This is a genomic window from Solwaraspora sp. WMMB762, from assembly GCF_049179115.1.
Taxonomy (GTDB): Bacteria; Actinomycetota; Actinomycetes; order Mycobacteriales; family Micromonosporaceae; genus Micromonospora_E.
This window is the reverse complement of the sequence record NZ_JBMHMD010000001.1, coordinates 2,326,319-2,352,258: the sequence shown is the minus strand read 5'-3', so window position 1 is coordinate 2,352,258 and position 25,940 is coordinate 2,326,319. Positions and strand designations below refer to the sequence as shown.

The 25,940-nt window shown below is 72.4% G+C and carries 22 protein-coding genes; 8 read left to right on the top strand and 14 right to left on the bottom strand.

Annotated features, from left to right (window positions below):
- Nucleotides 1-2: 2 nt before the first annotated feature.
- The 3 genes from ACN27J_RS10330 to lpdA form a co-directional block, all read right to left on the bottom strand.
- A complete protein-coding gene (locus tag ACN27J_RS10330; protein ID WP_421365472.1) occupies nt 3-905 on the bottom strand; it encodes a TIGR01777 family oxidoreductase in 903 nt (300 codons plus the stop codon).
- Nucleotides 906-1,039: 134 nt separating this feature from the next.
- Nucleotides 1,040-2,869: a 2-oxoglutarate dehydrogenase, E2 component, dihydrolipoamide succinyltransferase gene (sucB, locus tag ACN27J_RS10325; RefSeq protein WP_421365470.1), complete on the bottom strand. Its 1,830-nt coding sequence runs from the start codon at nt 2,867-2,869 to the stop codon at nt 1,040-1,042.
- Nucleotides 2,870-2,888: 19 nt separating this feature from the next.
- Nucleotides 2,889-4,277: a dihydrolipoyl dehydrogenase gene (gene lpdA / locus ACN27J_RS10320; RefSeq protein WP_421365468.1), complete on the bottom strand. Its 1,389-nt coding sequence runs from the start codon at nt 4,275-4,277 to the stop codon at nt 2,889-2,891.
- A gap of 258 nt (nt 4,278-4,535) precedes the next feature.
- On the opposite strand from lpdA, the gene ACN27J_RS10315 reads away from it, so the two are divergent.
- Nucleotides 4,536-4,871: a hypothetical protein gene (locus ACN27J_RS10315; protein WP_278170383.1), complete on the top strand. Its 336-nt coding sequence runs from the start codon at nt 4,536-4,538 to the stop codon at nt 4,869-4,871.
- Nucleotides 4,872-4,987: 116 nt separating this feature from the next.
- Here the strand turns inward: ACN27J_RS10315 and ACN27J_RS10310 are convergent, their stop codons facing one another.
- Nucleotides 4,988-6,577 carry a leucyl aminopeptidase gene (locus ACN27J_RS10310; RefSeq protein WP_421365466.1) on the bottom strand — a complete coding sequence of 530 codons (1,590 nt, stop codon included), beginning with the start codon at nt 6,575-6,577 and terminating at the stop codon, nt 4,988-4,990.
- 135 nt (nt 6,578-6,712) lie between these two features.
- Here ACN27J_RS10310 and gcvT point away from each other — a divergent pair, with 135 nt between their 5' ends.
- Nucleotides 6,713-7,840 (top strand): glycine cleavage system aminomethyltransferase GcvT, encoded by a 1,128-nt coding sequence (gene gcvT, locus ACN27J_RS10305; protein WP_421365464.1) that lies wholly within the window; start codon nt 6,713-6,715, stop codon nt 7,838-7,840.
- 28 nt (nt 7,841-7,868) lie between these two features.
- Here the strand turns inward: gcvT and ACN27J_RS10300 are convergent, their stop codons facing one another.
- The 3 genes from ACN27J_RS10300 to ACN27J_RS10290 form a co-directional block, all read right to left on the bottom strand.
- Nucleotides 7,869-9,173, bottom strand: a complete 1,305-nt coding sequence (locus ACN27J_RS10300) for a DUF2314 domain-containing protein (RefSeq protein ID WP_421365462.1) — start codon at nt 9,171-9,173, stop codon at nt 7,869-7,871.
- Between the two features lie 150 nt (nt 9,174-9,323).
- Nucleotides 9,324-10,121, bottom strand: coding sequence for an adenosylcobinamide-GDP ribazoletransferase (locus tag ACN27J_RS10295; protein WP_421365460.1), 798 nt, complete (start codon nt 10,119-10,121; stop codon nt 9,324-9,326).
- Nucleotides 10,118-11,860 (bottom strand): bifunctional adenosylcobinamide kinase/adenosylcobinamide-phosphate guanylyltransferase, encoded by a 1,743-nt coding sequence (locus ACN27J_RS10290; RefSeq protein WP_421365458.1) that lies wholly within the window; start codon nt 11,858-11,860, stop codon nt 10,118-10,120. Before ACN27J_RS10290 ends, ACN27J_RS10295 begins: the two co-directional genes overlap by 4 nt.
- 167 nt (nt 11,861-12,027) lie before the next feature.
- Between ACN27J_RS10290 and ACN27J_RS10285 the strand changes: the two genes are divergently transcribed.
- Nucleotides 12,028-12,228, top strand: coding sequence for a hypothetical protein (locus ACN27J_RS10285; RefSeq protein ID WP_123602758.1), 201 nt, complete (start codon nt 12,028-12,030; stop codon nt 12,226-12,228).
- A gap of 10 nt (nt 12,229-12,238) precedes the next feature.
- On the top strand, nt 12,239-13,030 hold the full coding sequence (locus tag ACN27J_RS10280) for a site-2 protease family protein (protein WP_421372180.1): 792 nt from the start codon (nt 12,239-12,241) through the stop codon (nt 13,028-13,030).
- A gap of 109 nt (nt 13,031-13,139) precedes the next feature.
- Here ACN27J_RS10280 and ACN27J_RS10275 read toward each other — a convergent pair whose 3' ends face one another.
- From ACN27J_RS10275 to nadA, 5 genes are all read right to left on the bottom strand, one after another.
- On the bottom strand, nt 13,140-14,138 hold the full coding sequence (locus tag ACN27J_RS10275; protein WP_421365456.1) for an aldo/keto reductase family protein: 999 nt from the start codon (nt 14,136-14,138) through the stop codon (nt 13,140-13,142).
- 125 nt (nt 14,139-14,263) lie between these two features.
- Nucleotides 14,264-17,371, bottom strand: a complete 3,108-nt coding sequence (locus ACN27J_RS10270; RefSeq protein WP_421365454.1) for a WG repeat-containing protein — start codon at nt 17,369-17,371, stop codon at nt 14,264-14,266.
- A gap of 421 nt (nt 17,372-17,792) precedes the next feature.
- Nucleotides 17,793-18,410, bottom strand: coding sequence for a DUF3043 domain-containing protein (locus ACN27J_RS10265; RefSeq protein WP_421365452.1), 618 nt, complete (start codon nt 18,408-18,410; stop codon nt 17,793-17,795).
- A 178-nt stretch (nt 18,411-18,588) separates the two neighbouring features.
- Nucleotides 18,589-20,013: a UDP-N-acetylglucosamine 1-carboxyvinyltransferase gene (murA, locus tag ACN27J_RS10260; RefSeq protein WP_421365450.1), complete on the bottom strand. Its 1,425-nt coding sequence runs from the start codon at nt 20,011-20,013 to the stop codon at nt 18,589-18,591.
- 283 nt (nt 20,014-20,296) lie between these two features.
- The gene (nadA, locus tag ACN27J_RS10255; RefSeq protein ID WP_278170372.1) at nt 20,297-21,466 is read right to left on the bottom strand and encodes a quinolinate synthase NadA; all 1,170 of its coding nucleotides are present in this window, start codon (nt 21,464-21,466) and stop codon (nt 20,297-20,299) included.
- Between the two features lie 69 nt (nt 21,467-21,535).
- Here nadA and ACN27J_RS10250 point away from each other — a divergent pair, with 69 nt between their 5' ends.
- From ACN27J_RS10250 to ACN27J_RS10240, 3 genes are all read left to right on the top strand, one after another.
- The gene (locus ACN27J_RS10250) at nt 21,536-22,702 is read left to right on the top strand and encodes a glycerate kinase (RefSeq protein WP_421365448.1); all 1,167 of its coding nucleotides are present in this window, start codon (nt 21,536-21,538) and stop codon (nt 22,700-22,702) included.
- A 167-nt stretch (nt 22,703-22,869) separates the two neighbouring features.
- Nucleotides 22,870-23,238: an iron-sulfur cluster insertion protein ErpA gene (gene erpA / locus ACN27J_RS10245; RefSeq protein WP_278170370.1), complete on the top strand. Its 369-nt coding sequence runs from the start codon at nt 22,870-22,872 to the stop codon at nt 23,236-23,238.
- A 173-nt stretch (nt 23,239-23,411) separates the two neighbouring features.
- Nucleotides 23,412-24,389 (top strand): carbohydrate kinase family protein, encoded by a 978-nt coding sequence (locus ACN27J_RS10240; protein ID WP_421365447.1) that lies wholly within the window; start codon nt 23,412-23,414, stop codon nt 24,387-24,389.
- Between the two features lie 75 nt (nt 24,390-24,464).
- Here the strand turns inward: ACN27J_RS10240 and ACN27J_RS10235 are convergent, their stop codons facing one another.
- Together ACN27J_RS10235 and ACN27J_RS10230 are read right to left on the bottom strand one after the other, a co-directional pair.
- Nucleotides 24,465-24,665: a DUF397 domain-containing protein gene (locus tag ACN27J_RS10235; RefSeq protein WP_421365445.1), complete on the bottom strand. Its 201-nt coding sequence runs from the start codon at nt 24,663-24,665 to the stop codon at nt 24,465-24,467.
- A gap of 14 nt (nt 24,666-24,679) precedes the next feature.
- Nucleotides 24,680-25,528 carry a helix-turn-helix domain-containing protein gene (locus ACN27J_RS10230; RefSeq protein WP_421365443.1) on the bottom strand — a complete coding sequence of 283 codons (849 nt, stop codon included), beginning with the start codon at nt 25,526-25,528 and terminating at the stop codon, nt 24,680-24,682.
- A gap of 135 nt (nt 25,529-25,663) precedes the next feature.
- On the opposite strand from ACN27J_RS10230, the gene ACN27J_RS10225 reads away from it, so the two are divergent.
- Nucleotides 25,664-25,939 (top strand): hypothetical protein, encoded by a 276-nt coding sequence (locus tag ACN27J_RS10225; protein WP_421365442.1) that lies wholly within the window; start codon nt 25,664-25,666, stop codon nt 25,937-25,939.
- The last annotated feature ends 1 nt before the right edge of the window (nt 25,940 follow it).

Here is a 25,940-nt window from a genome sequence, read left to right as displayed (position 1 = left end):
GGTCACCCCTGCGTCAGGGCGGCGTGCAGCGCGTCCGGCAGGTCCGGATACCGGTACGTGAAGCCGGCCTCGGTCAGCGCCCCGGGCAGCACCCGGGAGGAGCGCAGCGCCTCGGTGGCGAACTCACCCAGCGCCACGTGCAATGCGAACGCCGGGATCGGCAGCACCGCCGGCCGGTGCACCGCCGCGCCGAGCGCCTTGCCGAACGCCGCGTTCGTCACCGGTGCCGGCCCGACCACGTTGACCGGGCCGGAGATGTCGTCGTGATCGAGCAGGAAGGCCACCGCCCGCAGCCAGTCCTGCATGGCGATCCACGGCACCCACTGCCGTCCGCTGCCGAGCTTGCCGCCCAGGCCGAGCCGGAACGGCAGCAGTTGCGGCTTGAGCAGGCCGCCGTCGCGGTGCAACGGCAGGCCGGTGCGCAGCCGGACCACCCGTACGCCGGCGTTCTCCGCCGGCCCGGTGGCCGCCTCCCAGACCCGGGCCACGTCGGCCAGGAAACCCTCACCTGCCGGGGCGTTCTCCTCGACCGGCTGGTCGCCGGTGTCGCCGTACCAGCCGACCGCTGACGAGTTCAGCAGCACCGCCGGCCGGTCCGCTGCCACGAGCCCGGCCATCGCGGTGGCCAGCGTGGTGGTGCTGTCCACCCGGCTGGACCGGATCAACGCCTTGTAGCCGTCGGTCCAGCGCTTGTCGCCGACCCCGGCACCGGCCAGGTTGACCACCGCGTCGACGCCGGTGAACACCGCCGGGTCGAGCTGCCCGGCCGACGGCGACCAGCTGAACTCAGCCGGCCCGCGCGCCGGTCGGCGGACCAGCTGTACGGTCTCGTGTCCGCAGCTGTGCAGGTGGTCGGTCAGTCTGGTGCCGAGGAAGCCGGACGCGCCGGCCAGCAGGATGCGCATGCCGACATCTTCGCTGATCGTGGTGGTGCCGGATGCGGACCACCACCATCCGGTGCAGAACGGCGGTGGGTGCCGGCCGGGATCGGCCGGCACCCACCGCTACGGCAACCGGGTCGCTCTGTCGTCGAACGCCGTCAGGACAGGCCGAGCTCGCCTTCGAACGCGCCGGCCTCCAGCCGCTCCTTGACCGCGCTGAGGAACCGGGCGGCGTCCGCGCCGTCGACCAGCCGGTGGTCGTAGGACAGCGCCAGGAAGACCATCGACCGTGGTGCGATGATCTCGCCGAGCTCCGGATCGTCGACCACGGCGGCGCGTTTCACCACCGCTCCGGTGCCGAGGATGGCGGCCTGCGGCAACGGCACGATCGGGGTGTCGAACAGCGCCCCACGGCTGCCGGTGTTGGTCAGCGTGAAGGTGGCACCGGACAGCTCGTCGGGGCCGATCTTGTTGGTCCGGGTCCGCTCGGCCACGTCGGCGATCCGCCGTGCCAGCCCACCGAGGTTGAGATCGCCGGCGTCGCGGATCACCGGCACCAGCAGACCCCGCTCGGTGTCCACCGCCACGCCGAGGTGCTCCCCGTCCGGGTAGGTGATCGTGCCGGCCTGCATGTCGATGGAGGCGTTGACCACCGGGTAGGTGCGCAGTGCCTCCACCGCCGCCAGCGCGAAGAACGGCAGGAACGACAGCTTGACGCCGTGCTTGGCCTGGAAGTCGCCCTTCACCCGGGCCCGCAACCGGGCGATCTTGGTCACGTCGACCTCGACGACCGTGGTCAGCTGGGCAGAGCTCTGCAGCGACTCGTGCATCCGCTTGGCGATGACGGTCCGGGTCCGGCTCATCTTCTCGGTCCGGCCGCGCAGCGGGCTGGGTTGTGCCTTGGCCGCCGTCGGCGCCGTGGCCGGTGCCGCAGGCTTGGCCTGTTCGGCCTTGGCCCGCTCGGCGGCGGCCCGCGCCTGCTCGGCTGCGGTCAGCACGTCCTGCTTGCGGATCCGCCCGCCGACCCCGGTGCCGCGCACCGAGGCCAGGTCGACCCCCTGCTCGGCGGCGAGCTTGCGGACCAGCGGGGTGACGTAACCGCCGTCACCGTTGGCGCTGGCCGGCGGGGCCGCCGGAGCGGTCTGCTGTGCCGGCGGTGCGGCCTGCGCTGGTGCGGCGGACTCGGTGGCCGGGGCCGGGCTGGCGTACGAGGCGCCCGGCTGGGCCGGCGCGGGAGCGGCCGGCTCCGGTGGTGCCGCCGGCTGCGGCTGGGTGGGCTCGGCCTGCGGCGCGGCGGCCGGCTCCGGTGCGGCGGCCGGCTCCGGTGCCGCCGGAGCCGAGGCACCACCGGGGCTGCCGACCAGGGCCAGTTCGGCACCGACGTCGGCGGTGTCGTCCTCCGGCACCTTGATCTCCAGCAGCGTCCCCGCGACCGGTGACGGGATCTCGGTGTCGACCTTGTCGGTGGAGACCTCCAGCAGCGGTTCGTCGACCTCGACGGAATCACCGACCTGCTTGAGCCAGCGGGTGACGGTGCCCTCGGTGACGCTCTCGCCGAGGGCCGGCATCCGGACCGCGGTGGCGTCGCCACCGGTCGCCGGTGGGGCGCTGTCGGCCGCTGGCTGGGCCGGCGCTGCGGCCGGCTCCGGCTCGGCGGGCTGTTCCTGCGGCGTGGTCGCGGCGGGTTCGGCGGGGGCGGTCTGCCCACCGTCGTCCTGTCCGCCGTCGTCCTGCTGTCCGCCGTCGTCCTGCCCGCCGGAGATGACCGCGAGTTCGCTGCCCACCTCGGCGGTCTCGTCCTCGCTCACCACGATCCGGGTGAGCACCCCGGCCGCAGGCGACGGGATCTCGGTGTCGACCTTGTCGGTGGAGACCTCCAGCAGCGGTTCGTCGACCTCGACCCGGTCGCCTTCCTGCTTCAACCAGCGGGTGACGGTGCCCTCGGTGACGCTCTCGCCGAGCCGGGGCATGGTGACCGATACCGGCATATCTACAAGACTCCTCTAGTCAGGCGTGTGCGTGCAGCGGCTTGCCGGCCAGGGCCAGGTGGGCCTCGCCCAGCGCCTCGCCCTGGGTCGGGTGGGCGTGCACGAGTGGTGCGACGTCGGCCGGGTCGGCCTCCCAGTTGTAGATCAACTGCGCCTCGCCGATCAGCTCGCCGACCCGGGCACCGACCAGGTGCAGTCCCACGACCGGGCCGTCGACGACCCGGACGAGCTTGACGAAGCCGGTGGTCTTGAGGATCTGGCTCTTGCCGTTGCCGCCGAGGTTGTAGTTGTAGGTCTTGACCTTGTCGGCCCCGTACTGCTCCTTGGCCTTCGCCTCGGTCAGCCCGACCGACGCGAGCTCCGGGTCCGAGTAGGTGACCCGGGGAATGCCGCTCTCGTCGATCACCGCGGGGTTGCGGCCGGCGATCTCCTCGGCGACGAAGATGCCCTGCTGGAAACCGCGGTGGGCCAGCTGCAGGCCAGGCACGATGTCGCCCACGGCGTAGACGTTCGGCAGGTTGGTCCGCAGCCGCTCGTCGGTCAGCACGAAGCCACGGTCCATCTTCAGACCCTGCTCTTCGTACCCGAGGTTGGCGGTCACCGGCCCGCGCCCGACGGCGACCAGCAGCAGCTCGGCCTCCAGGGTCTCGCCGCCGGCGATCGTCATCCGGACGCCGGACTCGGTACGTTCGACCTTCTCGAACGGCTTGCCGGTCTTGAACCCGATGCCGCGCTTGCGGAACGCCCGCTCCAGCGCCTTGGACGACTCCTCGTCCTCGGCGGCGACCAGCCGGGGCAGCGCCTCGACGATGGTCACGTCGACGCCGAAGGAGCGCCAGACGCTGGCGAACTCGACACCGATCACCCCGCCGCCGAGCACGATCGCCGATGACGGCACCCGGTCCAGCTCCAGCGCGTGCTCGCTGGTCAGAATCCGCTCGCCGTCGACCTCGATGCCGGGCAGGCTGCGCGAGTAGGACCCGGTGGCCAGGATCACGTTGCGGCCGGTGTACCGGGCCCCGTCGACCTCGACGGTGTCCGGGCCGACCAGCCGGCCGGTGCCCGCCACGTAGGTGATCTTCGAAGACTTGATCATGCCCTGCAGGCCCTTGTACAGCCGGCCGACCACGCCGTCCTTGTAACTGTTCACTCCGGCCATGTCGATGCCGACCAGGTCCGCCTTGACACCGAACTGCTCGGACTCGCGCGCGTTGTCGGCCACTTCGGCGGCGTGCAGCAGCGCCTTGGTGGGGATGCAGCCACGGTGCAGGCAGGTGCCACCGACCTTGTCCTTCTCGATCAGGGCTACCGACAGATCGAGTTGTACGGCGCGCAGGGCAGCCGCGTAGCCTCCACTACCGCCGCCGAGGATGACCAGGTCGAAGGTCCCGCCGTTCGGCTCACTCACAGTTCACTCCCAGGTCACGTCGCTGCACAGGAGGGCCGTCCCCTGCGTCGTCCCATGGAACGGGCAGACTTTCCCCGGTCATCTTGTCACTTGTAGTGTCTGAACGCTCAACGAGGTGCCCAAGGACACGTGGTCGCAACGTAGGCTTGCCCTGTCCGTCTATGCGCGCGGGCGTCGGACAGCCGGGCCCGGCCCGACCGCACCAGGCCGCCCGGCCGGCACCTGCGCGGTCTTGTCAGCTGGGGGAGGGGAACGCCGGTGGCGTGGTTTCGTCGGCGCAAGCAGTCGAGCGGGGCACCGGGAGGACGGCCGGCGAACCGGGCTGATCTCGACCATCTCGAGGAGTTCGTCCGCAGCCGCCGCGGGGTCGAGGCGTTCATCGAGCCCCGGACCACGGTTACCGAGACGACGGTGATGCTCATCGCGTACGACGGTGAGTGGACCCGTCGTCGGGTCGACGGCCCGGACACCGCCCGTCGCTTCGCGCACAAGATGGCCATCCCGATCTACGACGTGGCGCTGGTCGGCTACCCGCAGCGGATGCGGGACTTCAACGAACGGCGCAAGCGGGCCGACCGGGCCGACCGGGGCTGACGTCCCCGACGTGGGCTGACGTCCCCGACGTGGGCTGACGTCCCCGACCGGGGCTGACCTCACCGACGTGGGCCCGGGTGCCGACCGGCACCCGGACCCCCTCGGGCCGCGCCGGGTCAGCCGTTGGCCGCGATGTCCTGCACCAGGTGCACCAGCGTGCGCACCGGTACGCCAGTGCCGCCCTTGCTCCAGTAGCCGAACGGCTCGCCGGAGTGGTAGGCCGGGCCGGCGACGTCGAGGTGCGCCCAGGCGACCCCCTCGCTGACGAACTCGCGGAGGAACACCCCGCCCTGCAACATGTGGCCGGCCCGGTCCATCGCCGAGTTCACCTGGCAGATGTCCGCCACCTCCGACTCCATGCCCTTGCGGACGTCGTCGGGCAGCGGCATCGGCCAGGCCGGCTCGCCCACCGCGTCCCCGCCGGCCCGTACCCGGGCGCACAGCTCGTCGCTGCCCATCACCCCGGCCATCCGCTTGCCCAGCGCGACCACCTGACCGCCGGTCAGCGTCGAGGTCTCCAGCAGGTAGTCGCAGCCGTCCGCGCAGGCCCGGGCCATCGCGTCGGCGAGCACCATCCGGCCCTCGGCGTCGGTGTTGAGCACCTCCACCCGCTTGCCGTCGAACATGGTCACCACATCGCCGGGCCGGTAGGCGGTACCCGACGGCATGTTCTCCGCCATCGGCAGGTACGCGGTGACCGGCACCGACGGCCGCAGCGCCGCGATCGCCAGCATGGCCGCCCCGACGGCGGCCGCGCCGGCCATGTCCGACTTCATCTCCCACATGCCCTGCGCCGGCTTGATCGACACGCCGCCGGTGTCGAAGGTGATGCCCTTGCCGACCAACGCGACCCGTGGGGCGTCCGGGGCCGCCTCCGGCGGCGTGTAGGAGACGATCACCAGCCGGGGCGGGGCGGCCGAGCCGCCGCCCACGGCGAGGATCCCGCCGTAGCCCCCGTCGACCAGCGCCTGCTCGTCCAGCACCTGCACGGTCAGCCCGGCGGCGACCGCCGCGTCCCGTACCGAATCGGCGAACGCCGGCGGCCGCAGCTCGTTCGGCGGGGTGTTCACCCAGTCCCGGCAGGCGATCACCGCCGCGGCGACCGCCTCCGCCCGGGCCACCTCGGCCTGCACCGCGGGGTCGGCGGCGTCGGTCACGTGCAGGGCGATCGAGGCGACCGGTGCCCGTCGGCCCGGCTGCGGCCGGGTCTTGTAGCCGGCGAACCGGTAGCTACCGAGCAACGCGCCCTCGGCGACCGCGCGCAGTGCCGCCGGTCCGTCCGCGTCATCCGGGACCGGCAACGCCACGGCGACCCGTGCCGTGCCGGCGAGTGCCCGTACCGCCGCGCCGGTCGCTCGGCGCAGCGTTTCCGGGGCGGGCGCCGCGCCGGTCGGCTCCGGACCCAGCCCGACTGCGACCAGCAGCGGCGGCCCGACCGTACCGAGCGTGGCCAGCTTGATCACTTCGCCAGCGGCGCCGGTGGCGCCGAGCAGACTGAGGGCCTCGGTCAGTCGACCCTCGAACGCGACCGCGATGCTCTCCGCCCCGGTCGCCAGCAACAGGGCGGGCGTCGTGCCCGGCGCGCCGTTCGCCGCCTGGTCTGCGTCCGGCTGGTCCTGACTATGTACGCCGATCACCAGCGCGTCCACGGCCAGCTCAGCGGGGTCGGTGTCGACCAGGTCCAGGGTTGTGGTGGTTGATGTCACTCGGCGTCTCCGGCAGCTGGGCCGGTTGCCTTGTGGGCGACCGGCGGGTTGGTCTCCGGCGCAACTTGCTCCGCCGGACGGGGTGGTGCCCCGCCGATGCTAGCCACCTGCGGGTCCGCCGGTAAGTTGCCTCCCATGACCGAGGTGACCATGACCGGGGACGGCGCGCCGCGCAGATCCCCGCTGCACGACCGGCACGTCGCGCTCGGCGCGAAGTTCGCGGCCTTCGGTGGCTGGCAGATGCCGCTGGAGTACGCCGGCGGCGGCGTGCTGCGTGAACACGAGTCGGTGCGTAACGCCGTCGGCGTGTTCGACGTGTCGCACCTCGGCAAGGCCCGGGTCACCGGACCCCGCGCGGCGGCGTTCGTCAACTCCTGCCTCAGCAACGACCTGGACCGGATCACCGCCGGCTCGGCCCAGTACACGCTCTGCTGCGACGACGCCACCGGCGGCGTCGTTGACGACATCATCGCCTACCGGTACGCCGACGACCACGTGTTCCTGGTGCCCAACGCGGCCAACACCGGCGAGGTGGTCGGCCGGCTGCGGGCGGCGGCGCCGGGCGGGGTCACAGTGACCGACGAGCACACCGGGTACGCCGTACTGGCGGTGCAGGGACCGGCCTCGGCCGGACTGCTCGCCGGGCTGGGACTGCCCACCGGGCATCCGTACATGAGCTTCGCCGCCGGTCGGCTGGCCGGCACCGACCTGGTCGTCTGCCGGACCGGGTACACCGGCGAGCACGGCTACGAACTGGTGGTGCCGGCCGAGGCGGCGGGCCGGGTGTGGGACCTGCTGCTGGCCGCCGAGACGCCGGTCGCCGCACGGGCCTGTGGGCTGGGCGCGCGGGACACGCTGCGTACCGAGATGGGGTACGCGCTGCACGGTCAGGACCTGACGGTGGCGGTCACCCCGGTGCAGGCCCGGCTCGGTTGGGCGGTCGGCTGGCGCAAACCGGACTTCTGGGGTCGGACCGTACTGCTGGCGGAGAAGGCGGCCGGGCCGGCCCGGCTGCTGCGCGGTCTGCAGGCCGTACAGCGGGCCATCCCGCGACCGGGTATGGCGGTGCTGCTCGACGGAGCGCAGGTCGGTGCGGTGACCAGCGGTACGTTCTCGCCGACCCGCAAGACAGGCGTCGGCCTGGCGCTGCTGGACACCGCCGCGGTACCCGCCGACGGCGTCGAGGTGCAGGTCGACGTACGCGGCCGGCACGCGCCGATGCGGGTGGTGACCCCGCCGTTCGTGCCGTCGTCGGTGCGCTGACGGCCAGCTGCGCTGACGGCGCCCCGGCTCAGCGCCCGGTCGCACCTCGGTCGCCCTGATCGAGCACCGACTCGGTCCATCCGCCCTCCACCATCCGGTCCCCGCTGATCAGCGCCCAGTCGACGACGTCCGCGGCGTCCACCTCGACCGGGCTGCCGACCCGTACGGTCGGGTCGCAGACCGCGTCGACCGTGCTGGCCGCGTGGATCCGGCCGGGATACGGCCAGCCGGTGACGCTGGCCCACACGTACTCGTGGCCGTCCGGCGCGGTGAGACCGTACTTGACCAGCAGCTGACCGCCGAGCGTGTGGGCGAGGAACCGGGCCCGGACCTCGCCCAGCGACCGGCGGGCGGTGGTGATCGCCTGCGCCATCGCGTCGCTCTGTCGAGCGTAGTGAATCTCCGGCTGCCCGGCGCCGAAGAGTTCGCCGCAGACCTGGGTGAAATAGTCCCCGGCGTCGCTGTCGGCCACCTGCGGTGGCGGACGGAGGGTGAGGAAGGAGTCGGCCTCCGGATCGGTCGACGGGTCCAGCACTATCCGCAGCAGCGCAGAACCCGCCGAATCGTGCCGGTCCTGGTTGCCGTACGCGACGGCGATGTCGTGGCCGGACACCGGCAGGTTCACCGGCAGCTGGACGAAGGCCGGCGGCTCCGGTTCAGCCAACGCCTCGGTCCAGATCCGCAGCAGCCGTCGGGCGGTCCCGGTCATGATCGCCCCCCAGGCCCGGACGAATCTCGGCGGCACCTGCTGCGCCTGCAGCTCCAGCAGCCCGAACCGACGTAGCCCTTTCGTGGTGAACCAGAGCCCGTCGTCGTCGGGGGAGTAGGGCACCAGGACCCAGTCGACCAGGCGGATCCGTCCGTCGGCGTCGGGCAGCGACCGCAACGCGCCGGCCGGGTCGAGGAACTGCAGCCCGAACAGGTCGATCAGGTCGACGCCGAGCGCGTCGGCCAGCGCCGCGCCGACCGCCCGCGCGGCCCACTCGTGCGCCGGCGGCCAACCCGGCCGGTAGCTGGCCTGCACCACCACGCAACGCTGCGCGGTGCGCAGCCGGGCGAGCTGGCCACCGGTAGCACCGAACGCGGCCAGCAGATCCGGCGGCAGCTCCGGCAGCCGGTCGACCGGGCGGGTCTGCACGGTCATCAGCGGGCTGCCGAGCATCTGCCGGGTCAGGTCACGTACCGGCCGGGACAGCCGGTCACCGAGCCGGTCCACCGCGTCCAGCGCATCCGGTACGGCCACGTCCGGCGGTACCACCGGGACCAGGTAGGTGGCGACCAGCGACTCCGGCACCGGAACCGGCAGCAGCAGGTCGTCCGAACTGGCGGCCATAGGTGCTCACTGCTCCCCGGGTCGTGCGTCACTGGCGAGGTGAACGCTACCGCGCAGCGGACCCGTGGCGGCCGAGGTTGCCGATCGCCGTGGCCCGCTGCCGACGCGCGGTCGGGGTGTGGCCGGCACCGTCGGTCACCGGGCACCGGGTCACCGCACGGTTACCAGGCCCAGGTAGACGGCGGTGGTGGTGAACTCGACGCCGGCACCCAGCACGTCGCCGGTGATCCCGCCGAACCGGCGGACCAGATGGCGCAGCCAGATCAGCCACAGCAGCACCGCGCCCAGCACGACCAGCGGCCCCTGCCAGGGGCGGCCGGGTACGGCGGCGACCGCCACGGCGGCGACCAGGACCGTGCCGGCCGCCACCGCCGGCCACCGCTGGGTGCCGGCCACCAGCGCGCCCAGCCCGTCCGGTCGGGCGGCCGGCACGGCCTGCCGGCAGGCCCAGGTGACCGCCAGCCGGCCTGCCGCGACTGCGGCGGCGACCGTCGCCAGGACCGCCGGCCACGACCGGCCGGCCGGTAGCGACCCGAGCGACGCCGTCTGCGCCAGCAGTACGACGACCAGGGCAACCACGCCGAACGGACCGATGTCCGGCCGGCGCATCACCGCCAGCGCGCCGTCAGCGGGCCGGTGTGAGCCGAGCGCGTCAACGGTGTCGGCCAGTCCATCCAGGTGCAGACCCCGGGTCGACGCTGCGGCCAGGCCCGTCACGAGCGCTGCGGCGACCAGCGCCGGGGTCCCGGCGGCCGAGAGCGCGAGCAGGGCCATTGCGAGGAGCATGCCCAGCCCGAGGCCGACCACCGGGGCGACCGACATCGCCACGGCCGCCGCCGCCCGGTGCACCGCGCCGGGCCGCAGCGGAAACACGGTGAAGGTGGTGACGGCGAGCCGGACGCCGGCGGAGACGGTGTGCACCGCACCGGTGGGCCGCGCGCCGGTCACCGCACCGGGTCGGCAGCGGCCGGACCGGGGCCGGCCGGCTCCGGTTCGGCGAACGTCGGGTGCTCGTCGAGCGTGTCGGCCAGGGCGAGCGCCGAACGCAGCAGCGGCAACGCGGCCAGCGCGGTGGCGCCCTCACCCAGGTCGAGCCGCAGGTCCAGCAGCGGGGTCAGGCCGAGTACGTCCGCCGCGTGCCGCACGGTCGGCTGCCGACCATGGTCGGGCAGCAGGCACCAGTGCCGGGCCTGGCCAGCGAGATCCCGGCTGACCAGCGCGGCGGCCACCCCGACCGGGCCGTCCAACAGCACCGGGATCCGGTTGGCGGTCGCACCGAGCAGCACCCCGGTGGCCACCGCGATCTCCCCGCCGGCGTACTCCGCCAGCACCTCCCGGGCACCACGGGTGCCGCGCCGGGTGCGGTGCAGCGCGTCGCGTACCGCAGCGCACCGTGACATCCACGCGGCGTCGTCGACCTTTCCGCCCGCCGCCGGCACCCGGCCGAGCAGCGCCGCCGGCTCCGCGCCGGTGGTCGCCGCGACGACGGCGGCCGCTGCGGCGGCACCGCCCGCGCCGCAGGCGGCGATGACGATCGCCGCCACGCCGGCCCGGCCGGCCCGCTGCGCCACCTCCCACCCGGTCGCCAACGCGCTGTCCACCTCGTCGGGGGTGAGCGCCGGTTGGTGTTCGATCGGGGCGGCGACGGGGGCGGCGACGACGTCGACGACCGCACCGGCGGTGGCGGCCAGCCGCGCCAGCGCCCCGTGGCCGGCGCGGGCCTGGTCGGCCCGGCGCGCCGAGTCCTGCGGGCTGTCGCCGGCGGCGACTCCACCTTCGTGGTCGCCGTGGATCAGCACCACCTGGACCTGCTCCCACGGTCGCGGGCTGGCCGCGTCCTGCGTACCGGCGGCGAACCCGATGACGTTTTCGAGCACACCGAACCCGGCGCCGGGCAGGTCCAGCCGGCCCAGCCGGGCGACGCCGGCGGTCCGGGTCCGCTCCGCCGGCATCGGCAGGGTCATCCCGGGGGTGATCTGCGCCGCCGTGCCGGAACCATCGGCCGCCGCCAGCTCCGGGCCGGCCTGCTCAGGCTGCTCCGGGCCGGCCTGCTCCGGGCCGCTCGCCAGCCTGGTCTGCTCGGTCTGCTCCGGCCTGGCCTGCTCGGTCGGCCCGGTCACGGTCGGCCCGGTCGCGGCCAGCCCGGTCGACTTCAGCTGCACCGGCTGTCCGGCCACGACCAGCACCACCGCGTCGGCCACCTCGGCCAGCAGTTGGTTGGTCAGGCCGAGCGCATCCGCGAACGCCCGGCCGACCGGTGTGGACGGCACCAGCGCCAGCCCCACCTCCGGGCTGACCAGCACCAACCGGGCCGGACAGGACCGCACCGCGGCGGCGAGCTCAGCGATGGCGGCCCGGTCGTCGGCCGGTTGCCGAGCCGGATCGAGCAGCGCGGCGATCCAGCCGCCCACGTCGTCGACGAGCAGCGTCTCCTCCGCGCGGGCCGACGAGATCGCCTCGATCAGCCGGCCCGGATCCCCGGTGGCCTCGTCGGTGTGCCAGTCGGTCGGCCGGCGTGCCCGGTGCTCCTCGATCCGGGCGAGCCACTCGGCGTCGGACGGATCCGCCGCTCCCGTCGCCACGTAACGCACCACCGGATCCCCGGTCACCAGGGACTCGGCGTAGTCGGACTTGCCGGACCGGATCCCACCGAGCACGAGAATGGACTGCCACCCGCCAACGGACATGCCCGTACCTTACGGCGGGCGCGGCCGGCCGTGACCTGCCGGGGCGGTGCCGGCGGTGCTCCGGTGCGGTGGGATGTCACCGGTCGCGGCTAGGCTTGCATGCATCCATCGCCGAGGGTTGACGCGCACTGGGTCGAAGCGCACTGAAAGCTAACGGGAGCAGCGATATGCCATGGAGTTGGCGGTACGTGGACGCGGAAGGTCAGCCCGCGCAGGGGCCGACCGAGACGTTCGGCACCCAGGCCGACGCCGAGTCCTGGATCGGCCAGGCCTGGCGGGAGTTGGCCGCAGCGGGCGTCGCCTCGGTCGAGCTGCTGGAGGACGACCGCACCGAGTACCGGATGAGTCTGCTGCCGGCAGGCAAGTGAGATGCGGCCGGTGCCGTCCGACGGGCCGTCGGGTGGCCTGCGGGCCGGTCGGCCAGCGACGAGCTGGCGGCCCAGTCCGGTCTTCCTCGTCCTGGTCGCCCTGGTGGTCGGCAGCGGCGCACTCGCCTGGTCAAGTGAGCGGTACGCCCGGTTGGCCGTCTTCGTGCTGGTGGTCAGCGGCTGGCTGGTCTCGCTCTGCCTGCACGAGTACGCGCACGCGCTGGTCGCCTACCGGTTCGGCGACCGCAGCGTGGCGTACCGGGGCTACCTGACCCTCAACCCGTTCAGATACACCCATCCGGTGCTGTCCGTAGGGTTGCCGGTGCTGGTGGTCCTGCTCGGCGGGATCGGCCTGCCCGGCGGTGCGGTCTGGGTGGACCGGCACCGCATCGCGGGCCGCGTCCGGCACACCCTGGTCAGCCTCGCCGGCCCGGCGGTCAACGTGTCCCTCGCCGTGGCGCTCGCGGTGCCGTTCCTCCTCGGCGTGGATCCGGGCACCCGCCAGGAGTTCTGGGCGGGGATCGCTCTGCTGGGCTTCCTGCAGTTGACCGCCAGTGTGCTCAACCTGCTGCCGGTACCGGGCCTGGACGGCGGCAACATGATCCAACCGTGGCTGCCACCGGCCTGGCAGCGCGGTTACCAGGTGCTCGCACCGTTCGGGTTCATCGGCCTGTTCGCGTTGCTGTGGGACGACCAGATCGGCGGCGCGTTCTTCCGGGCCGTGTACTGGCTGGGCGACCTGCTCGGGCTGCCCGCCCCGCTCTACAGCTACGGGTTGGCGCTGATCCGTTTCTGGTCCTGACGGCTGCCCGGTGGGGCGGCGGTCCACCGGTGCCGGGCCGGGTGCGTCGGCCGGTGTGTCACGCCGCTGCGGCGTCGGGGCCGCAGCGGCATGACCTCTCAACTGCCGGCTACGGCCGACTGGCCGGGCTGACGGTCCGGCCCGGGTCCCGCTCGACGATCGGCTCCAGGATCTCGTCGATGGCCTTCATCAGACCGCCGTCCAGCTGGATCCCGCTGGCCTTGACGTTGTCGCGCACCTGCTCGGGTCGGGTGGCACCGATGATGGCCGACGACACGTTGGGGTTCTGCAGCACCCAGGCGAGGGCCAGCTGGGCCATCGACAGGCCGGCCTGTTCGGCGAGTGGCTTGAGCTGCGCCACGGTGCTCAGCGTCTGGTCGGTCATGAACCGGGCGATGAACGTCGCGCCCCCGGACTGGTCGGTGGCCCGCGAGCCGGCCGGCGGTGGCTGACCAGGCTGGTACTTGCCGGTGAGCACACCCTGACCCAGCGGCGAGAAGACGATCTGCCCGACGCCGAGTTCCTCGCTGGCCGGGATCACCTCGGCCTCGATGACCCGCCACAGCATCGAGTACTGCGGCTGGTTGGACACCAGCGGGATCTTCAGCTCACGGGCCAGGGCGTGGCCCTGACGGATCTGCGAGGCGTTCCACTCCGAGACCCCGATGTAGTGGGCCTTGCCGGAATGCACGATGTCGGCGAAGGCCTCCATCGTCTCCTCCAGCGGAGTGGCGTAGTCGAACCGGTGCGCCTGGTAGAGGTCGACGTAGTCGGTCTGCAGCCGGCGCAGCGAGCCGTTGATCGACTCCATGATGTGCTTGCGGGACAGTCCCCGGTCGTTGCGGCCCTCGCCGGTCGGCCAGAAAACCTTGGTCAGGATCTCCAGCCCTTCCCGGCGTTCGCCACGCAGCGCCCGGCCGAGCACCTCCTCGGCCCGAGTGCCGGCGTACGTGTCGGCGGTGTCGAAGGTGGTGATGCCGACGTCCAGCGCGGCGCGTACGCAGGCGTTGGCTGCTTCTTCCTCCACCTGCGATCCGTGGGTGATCCAGTTTCCGTAGGAGATCTCGCTGACGAGCATGCCGGAGCGGCCTAGGTGTCGGAATTCCATGCCCCAACCCTAGTGGGCCGTCGGCCCGCCGGGGCGTCCGGCATGAGCTTGCATACAGCGGTAAATCGATCTCGCGATGGTGCCGACGGACCGGTTGTCCGGTACGGGCGCCGAGTACCGCGGCGTCACAGCAGCGGTTTGGTGTCGGCCAGCAGCCGGTCGATCTCGTCCATCACGTCCGCGCGGCTGGGCAGCACCGGGTCGATCAGCGGTTCCCCGCGCCGGTCCAACGCCCCCCAGTGTCCGTCGGGGGCCGCGACCAGGAACGCCACCGGATGGATCGCCATCGCCGGATGCACCGGTGGTACGACCATCCGTCCGGACCGGTCGACCACGCCCTTGCGCCCACCCGAGTCGATGATCGCCAAACCCTCGTCGGTGAAGCCGTCGATGTAGCGGCCGTCGGTGAGCGCGGTCGGGAAGCCGCCGAACCGGGGCGGGAGCAGCATCCGGCCGGTCTTGTCGACCGCACCCCAGCCGCCGCGCCGGACCACCGCGACGCCGCGCCGGAACGGGCGTACGTCCTCGAAGCCGGTCCCGATCACCACGGTGTTGTTCCGGTCGATGGCGATCCAGCTGCCGGTGCCGTCGGCGGTGACCCAGGCGAGTCCGTCGGAGAACGAGCCGACCCCGATGTAGCCGGCGGTTGGCGCGATCACCGTCGTCCCCGACTCGTCGATCAGCTCCCACCATTTGGCCTCCGGCCGGCGGACCCAGGCCACCCCCTCGTGGAACGGCTGGACGTCGGCGTAGCCGGGAGCGATCACCAGCTCACCGTCGACTCCCGCGTACCCCCATTGCTGGGCCTGGTCGCTGAAGGTCGGACGCGGCGGACGGTGCAGCCGCAGGATCTCCTCCCGGTCCCGGGGGTACGGCCCCCACCCGTTCTCGGCGACCTTGGCGAACACCGCGTCCAGCGCCAGCTCGGTACGCGCGATCAGGTCCGGATCCTCGACCTTGCGCAGCTCCAGCGCACGTTCGAAGTGGTTGCACGCCTCCATGTAGCGGCCCTGGTCGTAGCAGGACCGACCGGCGTGTTCATGCATCGTCGCCCGCAGCCGGTCCGGTAGTTCGGCCGAGTTGGCCTCCTCGAACAACCGGTCCGCCTCGGCGAAGTCACCCCGCCACTGCAGCACGTGCGCCAGCCGCGCCTGGGCGATCGCGACCCGGCGTAGTTCCCCGGTCGCCTCGGCGTGCGCCAGCGCCAGTTTGGCGTCGGCCAGTGCCTTGCCGAGGTCGCCGAGGATGCGGGAGACGACCGCCCGCAGGCTCAACAGCCGGGCCCGGGTGGCGTTGTCAGTCGCCGGTTCGATCTTCTCGGTGAGCCGGTCCCGGATGGCCCGGAACTCGTCGGGATTGTCCACCAGCTCACGTAGCGTCTCGTGGTGGAAACGCCAGTGGTACGACGACAGCATCTGTTCGGGATCGCTGAGCTGGGGCTCGGTCTCGTCCGGTGCCGTCTCGGGATCCTGCGCCGGGTCGGGTTCGTCGGTTGGCAGGTCCGGCTGCACGAGCGGGGCCAGCATGGTGGGTGCGCCGAGCGCCGTGGCCGAGCCGGCGGCGGTCCCGGTGACCGGTAGGACAGTGTCCGGACTGGCCGGCGGCCCGGCAGGGGCGGAGCCGGACCCGCCATCGTTGTCATCCGGGGCGGTACCGATCGGATCGTCGGTGAGTCCGGCAGCCGGCTCGGTGCCAGGCGGGTCGGTGTCGGCCGGTTCGGTGTCGGCCGGGCCGCTATTGAGCTGGTCGGGCAGCGGAGCCGGTCCGCCGTCGCTGTCCGCAGCAGCGGCCGCAGCGGAGGTTTCCGCAGCGGGCGATGTGTCCGGCCGTACCAGCGCGGCGGCCGGTGACGCCGGGAGGTCCGGCTGGAGTGGGGCCTCCGCCGGGACCTCGGCTGGGGCCTCCGCCGGGACTGGGACCGGGGCCTCGGACGGAACTCGACCGGACGGTGCGGCGGCGGGGGAGACCGGCGTCGGCGGAGCAGCCACGGGCACCGTCGGGGAGGCTTGCACCGGTCGCGGCGGTGCTGGCTGGTCCGGCTGCGGGCGCACGATGTACGGCGGCGGGGCGTGCCGCGGCTCGGCCTTGGCCCGTACCACGTACTCCGGTTCGGCGGCGTCCTCCCCTCGGGGAACCGGCCGGATCTGCGGGTGCTCGCCGGTCGGCGTCTGCACCCGGAACTCCGGGGGCGGCCCGGCCGGGGCGGAGACCGGAATCGGCAGTTGTTCGCCGGTCTGACCCGGATCCGGTCGGTGGATCCGGCCGTCGGTGACCGCCCCTCCCGTGGGCATCCGACCCGGCGGTGGCGGGACCGCGCCGGAGATCGGACGCGCCGGATGCTCCGGAGGCGTCGGATGCTCCGGAGGCGTCGGCGGGGGTGCCTGGGCGGCGGGCTGGACCCGGTACACCTCGTCCGGTCCCGGCTGCCGGCCGTGCGGGCGGGCGGCAGCCGGGCGATCCGGTGCTGGTGCAGTCGGTGCAGTCGGTGCAGTCGGTGGCGGCGGTGGTGCCGTCGGCGGTGCGGGTGCCGTCGGTGGTGGCGCATGCCAGCGCTGCGGTGTGCGGCGTGGGCCGGCGTCCGAGGGCTGCTGTCCGTCCCGGCGAGGGCCGTCCGGTGGGCCTGCCCGGTGGTGCGGGTCCCACCGGGACGCCGGGCCGTCCGGCCGCACCGGCCGTTGATCACGCGGCTGTGGCCGGTCCCGGTCGAACGGCTCAGCCGGCTGCCACGGGGGCCGGTCCCGATCGACGGGTGGACCACCACGGCGTCGCTCCGGTGGGTACGGGCGCTCGTGGAAGACATCGTCCGGATGCCGGCGGCGTTGGTGGAACACGTCGTCGGGATGCTGCCGACGGCCGGTCCCGTCGGTGTGGGACGGCTGTTGCTGGCCGCCCTCGGCGAACCAGCCGGCGGCCCCGGCGGCTTCCGGCGCAGGTTCGTTCGGGCGTGGCGCCTCGCGATGACCGTCCCGCCGGGCCCGGTCGCCGTCAATCCGCGGCCTGCGGGCCGGGGGCTGGTCCGTCCGGTCGCCGACAGGTGCCCGCCCGGTTCCGGAACCGGACTGGTAGACGTTGGCTCGCCCACGGCTGACACCGCGGCTGGTCGGTTCCCGCCGGGCCGACCGACCCGCGCCGTTGTCGCCGGGGTACCGCTGGCCCGGCAGCGGCACCCATTCGTTGGTCGGATCGGTGACCCAGCCCGGTTCCTGCGGCCGATGGTCCCGCGCCCGGCGCATCGCTTCCCACCGGTCGTCGTCGTCCCAGCCGACGTCGCGATGTCCGTCGGCCGAACGGTCCGGTGCGCCGTCGCCCTCCCACTGCCAAGATTGCCAACGGCGGTCGAAGTACCCCTCGGTCACGCCGGCACCTCGCCGCGGGTGTCGTTACGGGCGGCCCGCCGGGCAGGCGAGAACCGTGTCAGCGGTCCGTGTGGCTCGCTCACGGCGTGTCACCTCGTCGAATACTCGCTGAGCGACCGTGGCAACCCGATCGGGTCCCCCCGGCCCAGTGGCGGCGTGGTTGCGGATGGAGGGTAGCCGCGCGGGCTCGGTCGACGCCACCGAACCGCCCGCACTGAATCGAAACAGTGTCTTTTCCGCCCCGCCGAGGTGCTCCGGCTCTCGGGTGCCGTAGCCCGGCCAGCGCCTGCCGGGCAGGTCAGATCTTGTCGCCGAGCTCCACCCGCGGGATCGGGGTGCGCATCCGGCGGAACGTCATCGCGCGCATGATGGCGTAGAAGTACAGGCCGCCCATCCGCTGGTCCGACTTGGGGAACCGCTCCCGCACCAGTCTGCGGATCCGGCGGGAGATCAACAACGAGTCGACGACCACCAGCACCGCCAGGGTCACCCAGAGCAGGTTCGACGCCAACTGCACCGCTGGCGGCATCGTCGGGCCGGACCCGATCAGCACGAGCAGCGCGCCACCGAAGAACCAGGTGCCGACCGTACGCCGGGAATCCACCACGTCGCGGGCGAGCCCGCGCTCCGGGGCACGGTCGCGTGGCCCGCCCTCGCGCCGGAACTCCTCCGAGACCGCCGCCCGTCGGGCCCGCCGCTGCTCGCGGGCCTCCTGCTTGGTCAGCGGCTTGGCGTTCGCCGCCGGCTGGCGACCGGCACCCGGACGCTTGGGGGTGACCACACCGAGCTCCTTCTTGCTCGGCGTGTGCCGGCGGGCACGGGCGGACGTGGCCTCCTCCTGCGACGGGGGAACATCGTCCTCCGGCAGGTCGGCTTCCACGACATCGGCGGACTTGCGGCGAAACAGCGACGGCACGCGTGAAGGGTAGCCAACCAGGTGCGTCACCCGCACCTCGCACCCGGTCGTCGCTCGCCGGCCGGCGAACGAGGGCACCGGACGCCCCGGCCCGGTCCGGTCCACGAGGGCACGAACCGGGCGCGGGTACGTCGGATCCGGGCGCGGACGCGTCGGATCAGAGACGGGTCGCGTCGGATCAGGGGCGTTCCACGTGGGCGCCGAGGTCGGCCAGCTTGGCCTCGAAGTCCTCGTACCCGCGGTTGATCAGGTCGACGCCGTACACCCGGGAGGTGCCCTCGGCGGCGAGCGCCGCGATCAGGTGGCTGAACCCGGCCCGCAGGTCCGGGATGACCAGGTCGGCGGCGTGCAGCTTGCTGGGCCCGGCGATCACCGCCGAGTGCTTGAAGTTGCGCCGACCGAACCGGCACGGCGTACCGCCCAGGCACTCCCGGTAGACCTGGATCGTCGCGCCCATCGTGTTGAGCGCCTCGGTGTAGCCCAGCCGCTGCTCGTACACCGTCTCGTGGACGATCGACAGCCCACGGGCCTGGGTCAACGCGACGACCAGCGGCTGCTGCCAGTCGGTCATGAAGCCCGGGTGCACGTCGGTCTCCAGGGCCACCGCGCGCAGCTCGTTGCCCGGGTGCCAGAAGCGGATGCCGCCCTCCTGGCCGGCGCTGCCGACGCGCGGCGGGCGGGCGTCGGTGACCTGGTAGGCGCCGCCGACCGACCGGAACACGTTCAGGAAGGTCATCATGTCGGCCTGCTGCGCGCCGAGCACGTTGACGTCGCCGCCGGTGGCCAGCGCCGCCGCCGCCCAGCTGGCCGCCTCGATCCGGTCCGGGATCGGCCGGTGCGAGTAGCCGCCGAGCCGGGGAACGCCGTGGATCTCGATCACCCGGTCGGTGTGCACCTTGATGATCGCGCCCATCTTCTGCATGACGCAGATCAGGTCGACGATCTCCGGCTCGACCGCGGCGTTGCGCAGCTCGGTCACCCCGTCGGCGAGTACGGCGGTCAGCAGCACCTGCTCGGTGGCGCCGACGCTCGGGTACGGCAGCTCGAACTTGGTGCCGTGCAGACCGTTGGGCGCGGTCAGGTGCAGCCCCTGCGGGGTCTTCTCGACGACCGCGCCGAACTCGCGCAGCGCCTGCATGTGGAAGTCGATCGGCCGGGGACCGATGTGGCAACCGCCGAGGTCCGGGATGAAGGCGTGACCGAGCCGGTGCAGCAGCGGGCCGCAGAACAGGATCGGGATCCGGCTGGAGCCGGCATGCACGTTGATCTGGTCGAACGAGGCGCTCTCCACATTGGCCGGATCGAGCACCAGCTCGCCGTCCTCAACGCCGTCGCTGACCTTGACCCCGTGCAGTTCGAGCAGGCCTCGGACGATCTCGACGTCGCGGATCCGCGGTACGTCGTACAACCTGCTCGGCTCGTCGCCGAGGAGGGCGGCCACCATCGCCTTGGAGACGAGATTCTTGGCGCCTCGGACCCGGATCTGCCCGTGCAGGGGGGTGCCGCCGTGCACGATCAGGACGTCGTCGGTCAAGGGAACCTCCAGCGCGTCGATGCTGCCGTCTTGTGGGGTGGAGCTGGCCCGGCGAGATGGGATGAACATGTCCCCGGCCGGCGGTGGGTGAAACCGGACGACCCACGTACGGAGCCGGCGGTCGGTGGACCTCGGGTGACATCCGGTTACCGGCTGTCACCGGGGAGCATCGAAGATCCGCGCTGCCCGTTCGTCGCCTGAGGCAGCATAGCGCTCCGTGATGAAAGTGGGATCCCGCAGCGGCTGCGATTGGCACGAATTCGGGAACGACGGCACGTATACGTAGGACTTAGATTACGTTGGGTGATCTGGTGATGCGGTGTCTGCTATCCGATCCAGGGGGCCTGTCCGATCAGGGCAGTGCCAGCATCTGGTCCAACGCGACCCGCGCGAAATGCGCCGTACGCGCCTCGACCGTGATCTGGTTCGGCACCCGGCCGGCGACCAGCTCCTCCAACGCCCACACCAGGTGCGGCAGGTCGATCCGGTTCATCGTCGAGCAGTAGCAGACCGTCCGGTCCAGGAACATGACCTGCTTGTCCGGGTGGGCCAGCGCCAACCGGCGGACCAGGTTCAGCTCCGTGCCCACTGCCCACGCCGATCCGGCCGGGGCGGCCTCGATGGTCCGGATGATGTACTCCGTCGAGCCGATCTGGTCGGCGGCGGTGACCACCTCGTAGCGGCACTCCGGGTGGACCAGGACGTTCACCCCGGGCACCCGCATCCGCACCTCGTCGACGCTGCTGCGGGTGAACCGGCCGTGCACCGAACAGTGTCCCCGCCAGAGCACCATCTTCGCCTCGCGCAGCTGCTGCGCGGTCAGCCCACCGCCGGGCTTGTGCGGGTCGTAGAGCACGCAGTCGTCGGCGTCGAGGCCCATCTCCAGCACCGCCGTGTTGCGGCCCAGATGCTGGTCCGGCAGGAACAGCACCCGCTGACCGCGCTCGAACGCCCAGGTCAACGCGCGCTTGGCGTTCGACGAGGTGCAGACCACCCCGCCGTTGCGGCCGACGAAGCCCTTGATGTCCGCCGACGAGTTCATGTACGTCACCGGCACCGTCGAGTCGGCCGCGCCCGCGTCGGCCAGCGCCTCCCAGGCGGTCTCCACCTGGCCGAGGGCCGCCATGTCCGCCATCGAACAGCCGGCGGCCAGATCCGGTAGCACCACCCGCTGGGCGTCGCCGGTCAGGATGTCGGCGCTCTCCGCCATGAAGTGCACACCGCAGAAGACGATGAACTCGGCCGACGGCCGGGCGGCGGCCTCCCGGGCCAGCTTGAACGAGTCGCCGGTGACGTCGGCGAACTGGATGACCTCGTCGCGCTGGTAGTGGTGACCGAGCACGAAGACCCGGTCGCCGAGCGCCGCCTTGGCGGCGGTGGCCCGGGCGACCAGATCCGGGTCGCTGGGTGCCGGGAGCTCACCCGGACAGTCGACGCCGCGCTCGCTGGCCGGGTCACTGCCCCGACCGAGCAGCAACAGGGCGGTCGCGGTGCTGGAAGGCTCAACCCACGTCGAAGTCACGAGATCCATGCTCGCACAGGTCCGCCCGCCTGCGACCAGCCCAAGTGTGGCCTGCCACACTGCCAAACCATGCGGGTCCTGATCTGTCCGGACAAGTTCGCCGGCACCCTGCCCGCCGCCGAGGTGGCCGCCGCCGTCGCCACCGGGTGGCGGGACCGGGCGCCCACCGACGAACTGATGCTGCGCCCGTTGTCCGACGGCGGCCCGGGATTCGTCGAGGTACTGGCCGGGTCGACCGCCGGCCGGCGGGTCCCGGTACCGACGGTCGACCCACTCGGCCGACCGGTGCCGGGCGAGATCCTGCTGGTCGACGGCCCGGGGGCCGGGGCGACCGTGACCGCCGGCCCGACCGCGTACGTGGAGAGCGCCCAGGCGTGCGGCCTGCACCTGCTCGCCGAGGCCGAACGTGACCCGAAACACACCACCTCGTACGGCCTCGGGCTGCTGCTGGTCGCGGCGGTCGAACACGGTGCCCGTCGGGTGGTCGTCGGGCTCGGCGGGTCGGCCACCAACGACGCCGGCGCCGGCATGCTCACCGCGCTGGGGGTCACCCCGCTCGACGCCGCCGGCTACGCACTGCCGTACGGCGGCGCGGCCCTCGCTGGGGTCGACCGCCTCGACGGCGCACCCCGGCTGCGCGGGGTCGAACTGGTCGCCGCGACCGACGTCGACAACCCGCTGACCGGGCTGCACGGGGCCAGCAACGTGTACGGGCCGCAGAAGGGTGCCGACCGGGCCGACGTACTGCTGCTCGACGCCGCGCTGCAGCGGTTCGCCGGCACCCTGGTCGCGGACCTGCCGGGCTGCCCGCCGGAGCTGGCCGCGCTGCCCGGGGCCGGCGCCGCCGGTGGCATCGGTGCCGCGCTGCTCGCCCTCGGCGGGCGGTGCGAGTCCGGCATCGACCTCGTCACCGCGCTGATCGGGCTGCCCGCCGCGCTGGACGCCGCCGACCTGGTGATCACCGGCGAAGGGTCGTTCGACCACCAGTCGCTGCGCGGCAAGGTGGTCGCCGGGGTGGCTGGCGCGGCCCGGGACCGGGGACTGCCCTGCGTGGTGCTCGCCGGCCAGGTCTCCACCGGCCGGCGGGAGTCGGCCGCGGCCGGCGTCACCGAGGCGTACGCCCTCGTCGACCACTTCGGCGGCGAGACCGGCGGTGGGCTGGCGCAGGCGCTGGCCCGGCCGGCGGACGGGCTGCGCGGGATCGCCGCCCGGCTGGCCGGGCAGTGGAGCCGCTGACGGCGGGCCGGCGGCCGAGGGACGGTGAGTTTCTGATGATCTTCCGGATGGTGGGATGCGCGGCGGATCACGTACGGATTGTGGCCACCCGGATTGGGAATCGTGGCCCGGCCGGTTAGCGTTACCTGATACGGACGAATTCGCACCGTCGCAGGGGAGACCTTCACGTGAGCACATCAGCGCAGTCCGAAACGGCCGAGACCGCCGCCTCGACCACCGTCGTCCTCACCGACGTGGCGGCCGAGAAGGTCAAGGCACTGCTCGACCAGGAAGGCCGCGACGACCTGCGGCTGCGGGTCGCCGTACAGCCCGGCGGCTGCTCCGGCCTGCGGTACCAGCTGTTCTTCGACGAGCGGTCGCTGGACGGGGACATCGTCGACGACTTCGGTGGCGTCGAGGTCGTGGTGGACCGGATGAGCGCCCCGTACCTGACCGGCGCGAAGATCGACTTCGCGGACCGGATCGACGCGCAGGGTTTCACCATCGACAACCCGAACGCGCAGAACTCCTGCGCCTGCGGCGACTCCTTCCACTGATCCGATCGGTCCTTTCGGTGCCGTCCGGGGCAGACGTCAGTCCGGCCCTGGGCGGCAGTCGGTCGGTTGTGCGCTGAACGTGCATAGTTGAGACAGGTACGGGTTCCGGTGGCTCCCGTCCCGGTAAGCTGGCCCGCGCACGATTTCCGTACCCCCGACACCCGAGGGCCCTCATGAAGATCGCCGTCACCGGCTCGATCGCCACCGACCATCTGATGCACTTTCCCGGCCGGTTCGCCGGCCAGCTGATCGCCGATCAGCTGGACAAGGTGTCCCTGTCGTTCCTCGTCGACGACCTGGTCGTCCGCCGGGGCGGGGTGGCGGCGAACATCGCCTTCGGGATGGCCCAGCTCGGTCTGCGCCCGGTGCTGCTCGGCGCGGTCGGCGCCGACTTCGCCGACTACCGTTCCTGGCTGGAGCGCCACGGCGTCGACTGCGACTCGGTGCATGTCAGCGAGTTGGCGCACACGGCTCGCTTCGTCTGCACCACCGACGACGACCTGTGCCAGATCGCGTCCTTCTACGCCGGTGCGATGAGTGAGGCCCGCAACATCGAGCTGGCGCCGGTCGCCGCCCGGGTGGGTGGCCTCGAACTGGTGCTGGTCAGCGCCAACGACCCCGAGGCGATGCTGCGCCACTCGGCCGAGTGCCGGGCCCGGGGCTACCGGTTCGCCGCCGACCCGTCCCAGCAGCTGGCCCGGATGAGCGGCGAGGACGTCCGCCAACTCATCGACAGTGCCGAGTATCTGCTGACCAACGAGTACGAGCGGTCGCTGCTGGAGAGCAAGGTCGGCCTCACCGGCGACCAGGTGCTCGACCTGGTGTCGGTACGGGTCACCACGCTCGGTGCCGACGGGGTGGAGATCACCGGCCGGGGCATCGAGCGGATCCACGTACCGGTGGCCCGTGACGTGGTCGCCGACGACCCGACCGGTGTCGGCGACGGCTTCCGCGCCGGCTTCTTCGCCGCCCTCGGCTGGGGCCTCGGCCTGGAGCGCGCCGCGCAGGTCGGCTGCCTGCTCGCCGCGCTGGTGCTGGAGACCACCGGACCGCAGGAGTACGCCGTCAAGCCGGACATCTTCCTCAAGCGGCTCGCCGACTCGTACGGCGACGCCGCCGCTGACGACGTCCGCGCCCACCTGCCGGCCTGACCAACCGTCTCTACTGTCATGGATCTCACCTCGCGGTTGAGACGTCCACAGCGCTCACCTGATCTTGGTCTCTGCTCAGCTCACCCGCCGCGCGGTCAGCTGGGTGACGAAGGCGGTCCATTGGTCGGCGGAGAAGTGCAACGTTGGTCCGGTGCGGTCCTTGCTGTCGCGGACCGCGATGGCGTCCGGCAGTACGGCGCACTCGACGCAGTCGCCGTTGTTGGTGCTGCGGCTGCTGGTGAACCAGCGGGCGGTGGTCTGATCGGGGGTGGGCATGACAGCCTCCAGTGCTATGCCGCGTCGGCCAGCTCCCGGATCAGCGCGCGGGAATCGGCGGGCGAGAGGGCGGCCTGACGCAGGTTGTCTGCCACCATCGTATAAGTGCGTACCCCGTCCGGGTCCTGGATGTACATCGCACCGTCGACGAGCTCGGTGTAGGCGATCGGCCGGACCCGGTCGAAGTCCAGCACCACGAACTTGCCGATCGCGCCGGCCGCATGTGGCCCGTCCTCGGGCCGGATGATCTGGACGGTGACGTGTGGCAGGCTGGCGAGGTCAGCGAGGTGCCGCAGTTGCGCGCGCCGGGTCTCGTCGCCGTTGACCCGGAGCCGCAACGCTGCCTCGCCGATCACCGCATGCAGCGTCAGTGGCTCGTCGTCGGTGAGCCGGCGTGCTCTGGCCTGACGGAAGGACACGAACCGTTCGGCGTGGTCGGGCCGGACGAACCCGGTGCCGAGGGTGAGCGCCTGGGCGTACTCCTCGGTCTGCAGCAGGCCGGGGATCACCATCGACTCGAAGACGAACGCGCCGTCGGCGAGCCCTTCCAATCCGACGTAGGTCCGGAACCAGTCGGGCACGACGTTCGCCCAGGGTGCCCACCAGGTCTTGGCGTCCGATCGTCCGGCCAGCGAGGTGAGCCGTTCGATCGTCGGCTGGTCGGCACCGCAGGTCCGCAGCACCTTGGCGATGTCGTCCGGGAACTGCTGGTAGCGGCCGGTCTCCATGTGCCCGAGCTTGGGTTTGCCGATCCCCGTCTCGGCGGACAGCTCGCTCAGCGACATCGGCACGTCGCGCCGGTAGCGACTCAGCTCGGCACCGATCAGCCAGCGCAGCGCCGAGGGGTCCATCCGTGTGCTCATCACTCCCGCCTTCCGCTAGCGATGCAGTTATCATTGCCTATTGCCAATCTCGATGCAACTGCTTACGTTAGACGTCTAGTCATCGATGGAAGGGAGCGTGTAGTGGACGGGAACGAGGAGCGAGGGTCGTCGGGGATGGATGACGAGCAGCGCAGGCTGCTGGAAGTCCTACACGGGGAGCCGCCGGCGCGCTTCGCCATCTGTGCGGAGACTGAGGCCGGCGAGGACGGCGAGGACGGTGGAGTGCTCGGCTGGGGGCTGGCGTTCGACGACGAAGCCGTGGTCGTACCGACCAACGGCGGTCTGCCCAACCCGTTCAGCGGTGTCAAGGCAGCACTGCGGATGTACGGGATGGTCCGCCCCGTACAGCTGGTGTGGGTCGACCCGACCGACGGTCGCCAGCTGACCTGAC

Excerpts from the sequence above, each read along its gene's own strand:
- ACN27J_RS10330 (WP_421365472.1), bottom strand. The coding sequence starts at position 905 with ATGCGCATCCTGCTGGCCGGCGCGTCCGGCTTCCTCGGCACCAGACTG.
- sucB (WP_421365470.1), bottom strand. The coding sequence starts at position 2,869 with ATGCCGGTATCGGTCACCATGCCCCGGCTCGGCGAGAGCGTCACCGAG.
- gcvT (WP_421365464.1), top strand. The coding sequence starts at position 6,713 with ATGACCGAGGTGACCATGACCGGGGACGGCGCGCCGCGCAGATCCCCG.
- ACN27J_RS10300 (WP_421365462.1), bottom strand. The coding sequence starts at position 9,173 with ATGGCCGCCAGTTCGGACGACCTGCTGCTGCCGGTTCCGGTGCCGGAG.
- ACN27J_RS10290 (WP_421365458.1), bottom strand. The coding sequence starts at position 11,860 with ATGTCCGTTGGCGGGTGGCAGTCCATTCTCGTGCTCGGTGGGATCCGG.
- ACN27J_RS10285 (WP_123602758.1), top strand. The coding sequence starts at position 12,028 with ATGCCATGGAGTTGGCGGTACGTGGACGCGGAAGGTCAGCCCGCGCAG.
- ACN27J_RS10275 (WP_421365456.1), bottom strand. The coding sequence starts at position 14,138 with ATGGAATTCCGACACCTAGGCCGCTCCGGCATGCTCGTCAGCGAGATC.
- ACN27J_RS10270 (WP_421365454.1), bottom strand. The coding sequence starts at position 17,371 with ATGCGCCGGGCGCGGGACCATCGGCCGCAGGAACCGGGCTGGGTCACC.
- murA (WP_421365450.1), bottom strand. The coding sequence starts at position 20,013 with ATGTTCATCCCATCTCGCCGGGCCAGCTCCACCCCACAAGACGGCAGC.
- ACN27J_RS10250 (WP_421365448.1), top strand. The coding sequence starts at position 21,536 with ATGCGGGTCCTGATCTGTCCGGACAAGTTCGCCGGCACCCTGCCCGCC.
- ACN27J_RS10240 (WP_421365447.1), top strand. The coding sequence starts at position 23,412 with ATGAAGATCGCCGTCACCGGCTCGATCGCCACCGACCATCTGATGCAC.
- ACN27J_RS10235 (WP_421365445.1), bottom strand. The coding sequence starts at position 24,665 with ATGCCCACCCCCGATCAGACCACCGCCCGCTGGTTCACCAGCAGCCGC.
- ACN27J_RS10230 (WP_421365443.1), bottom strand. The coding sequence starts at position 25,528 with ATGAGCACACGGATGGACCCCTCGGCGCTGCGCTGGCTGATCGGTGCC.
- ACN27J_RS10225 (WP_421365442.1), top strand. The coding sequence starts at position 25,664 with ATGGATGACGAGCAGCGCAGGCTGCTGGAAGTCCTACACGGGGAGCCG.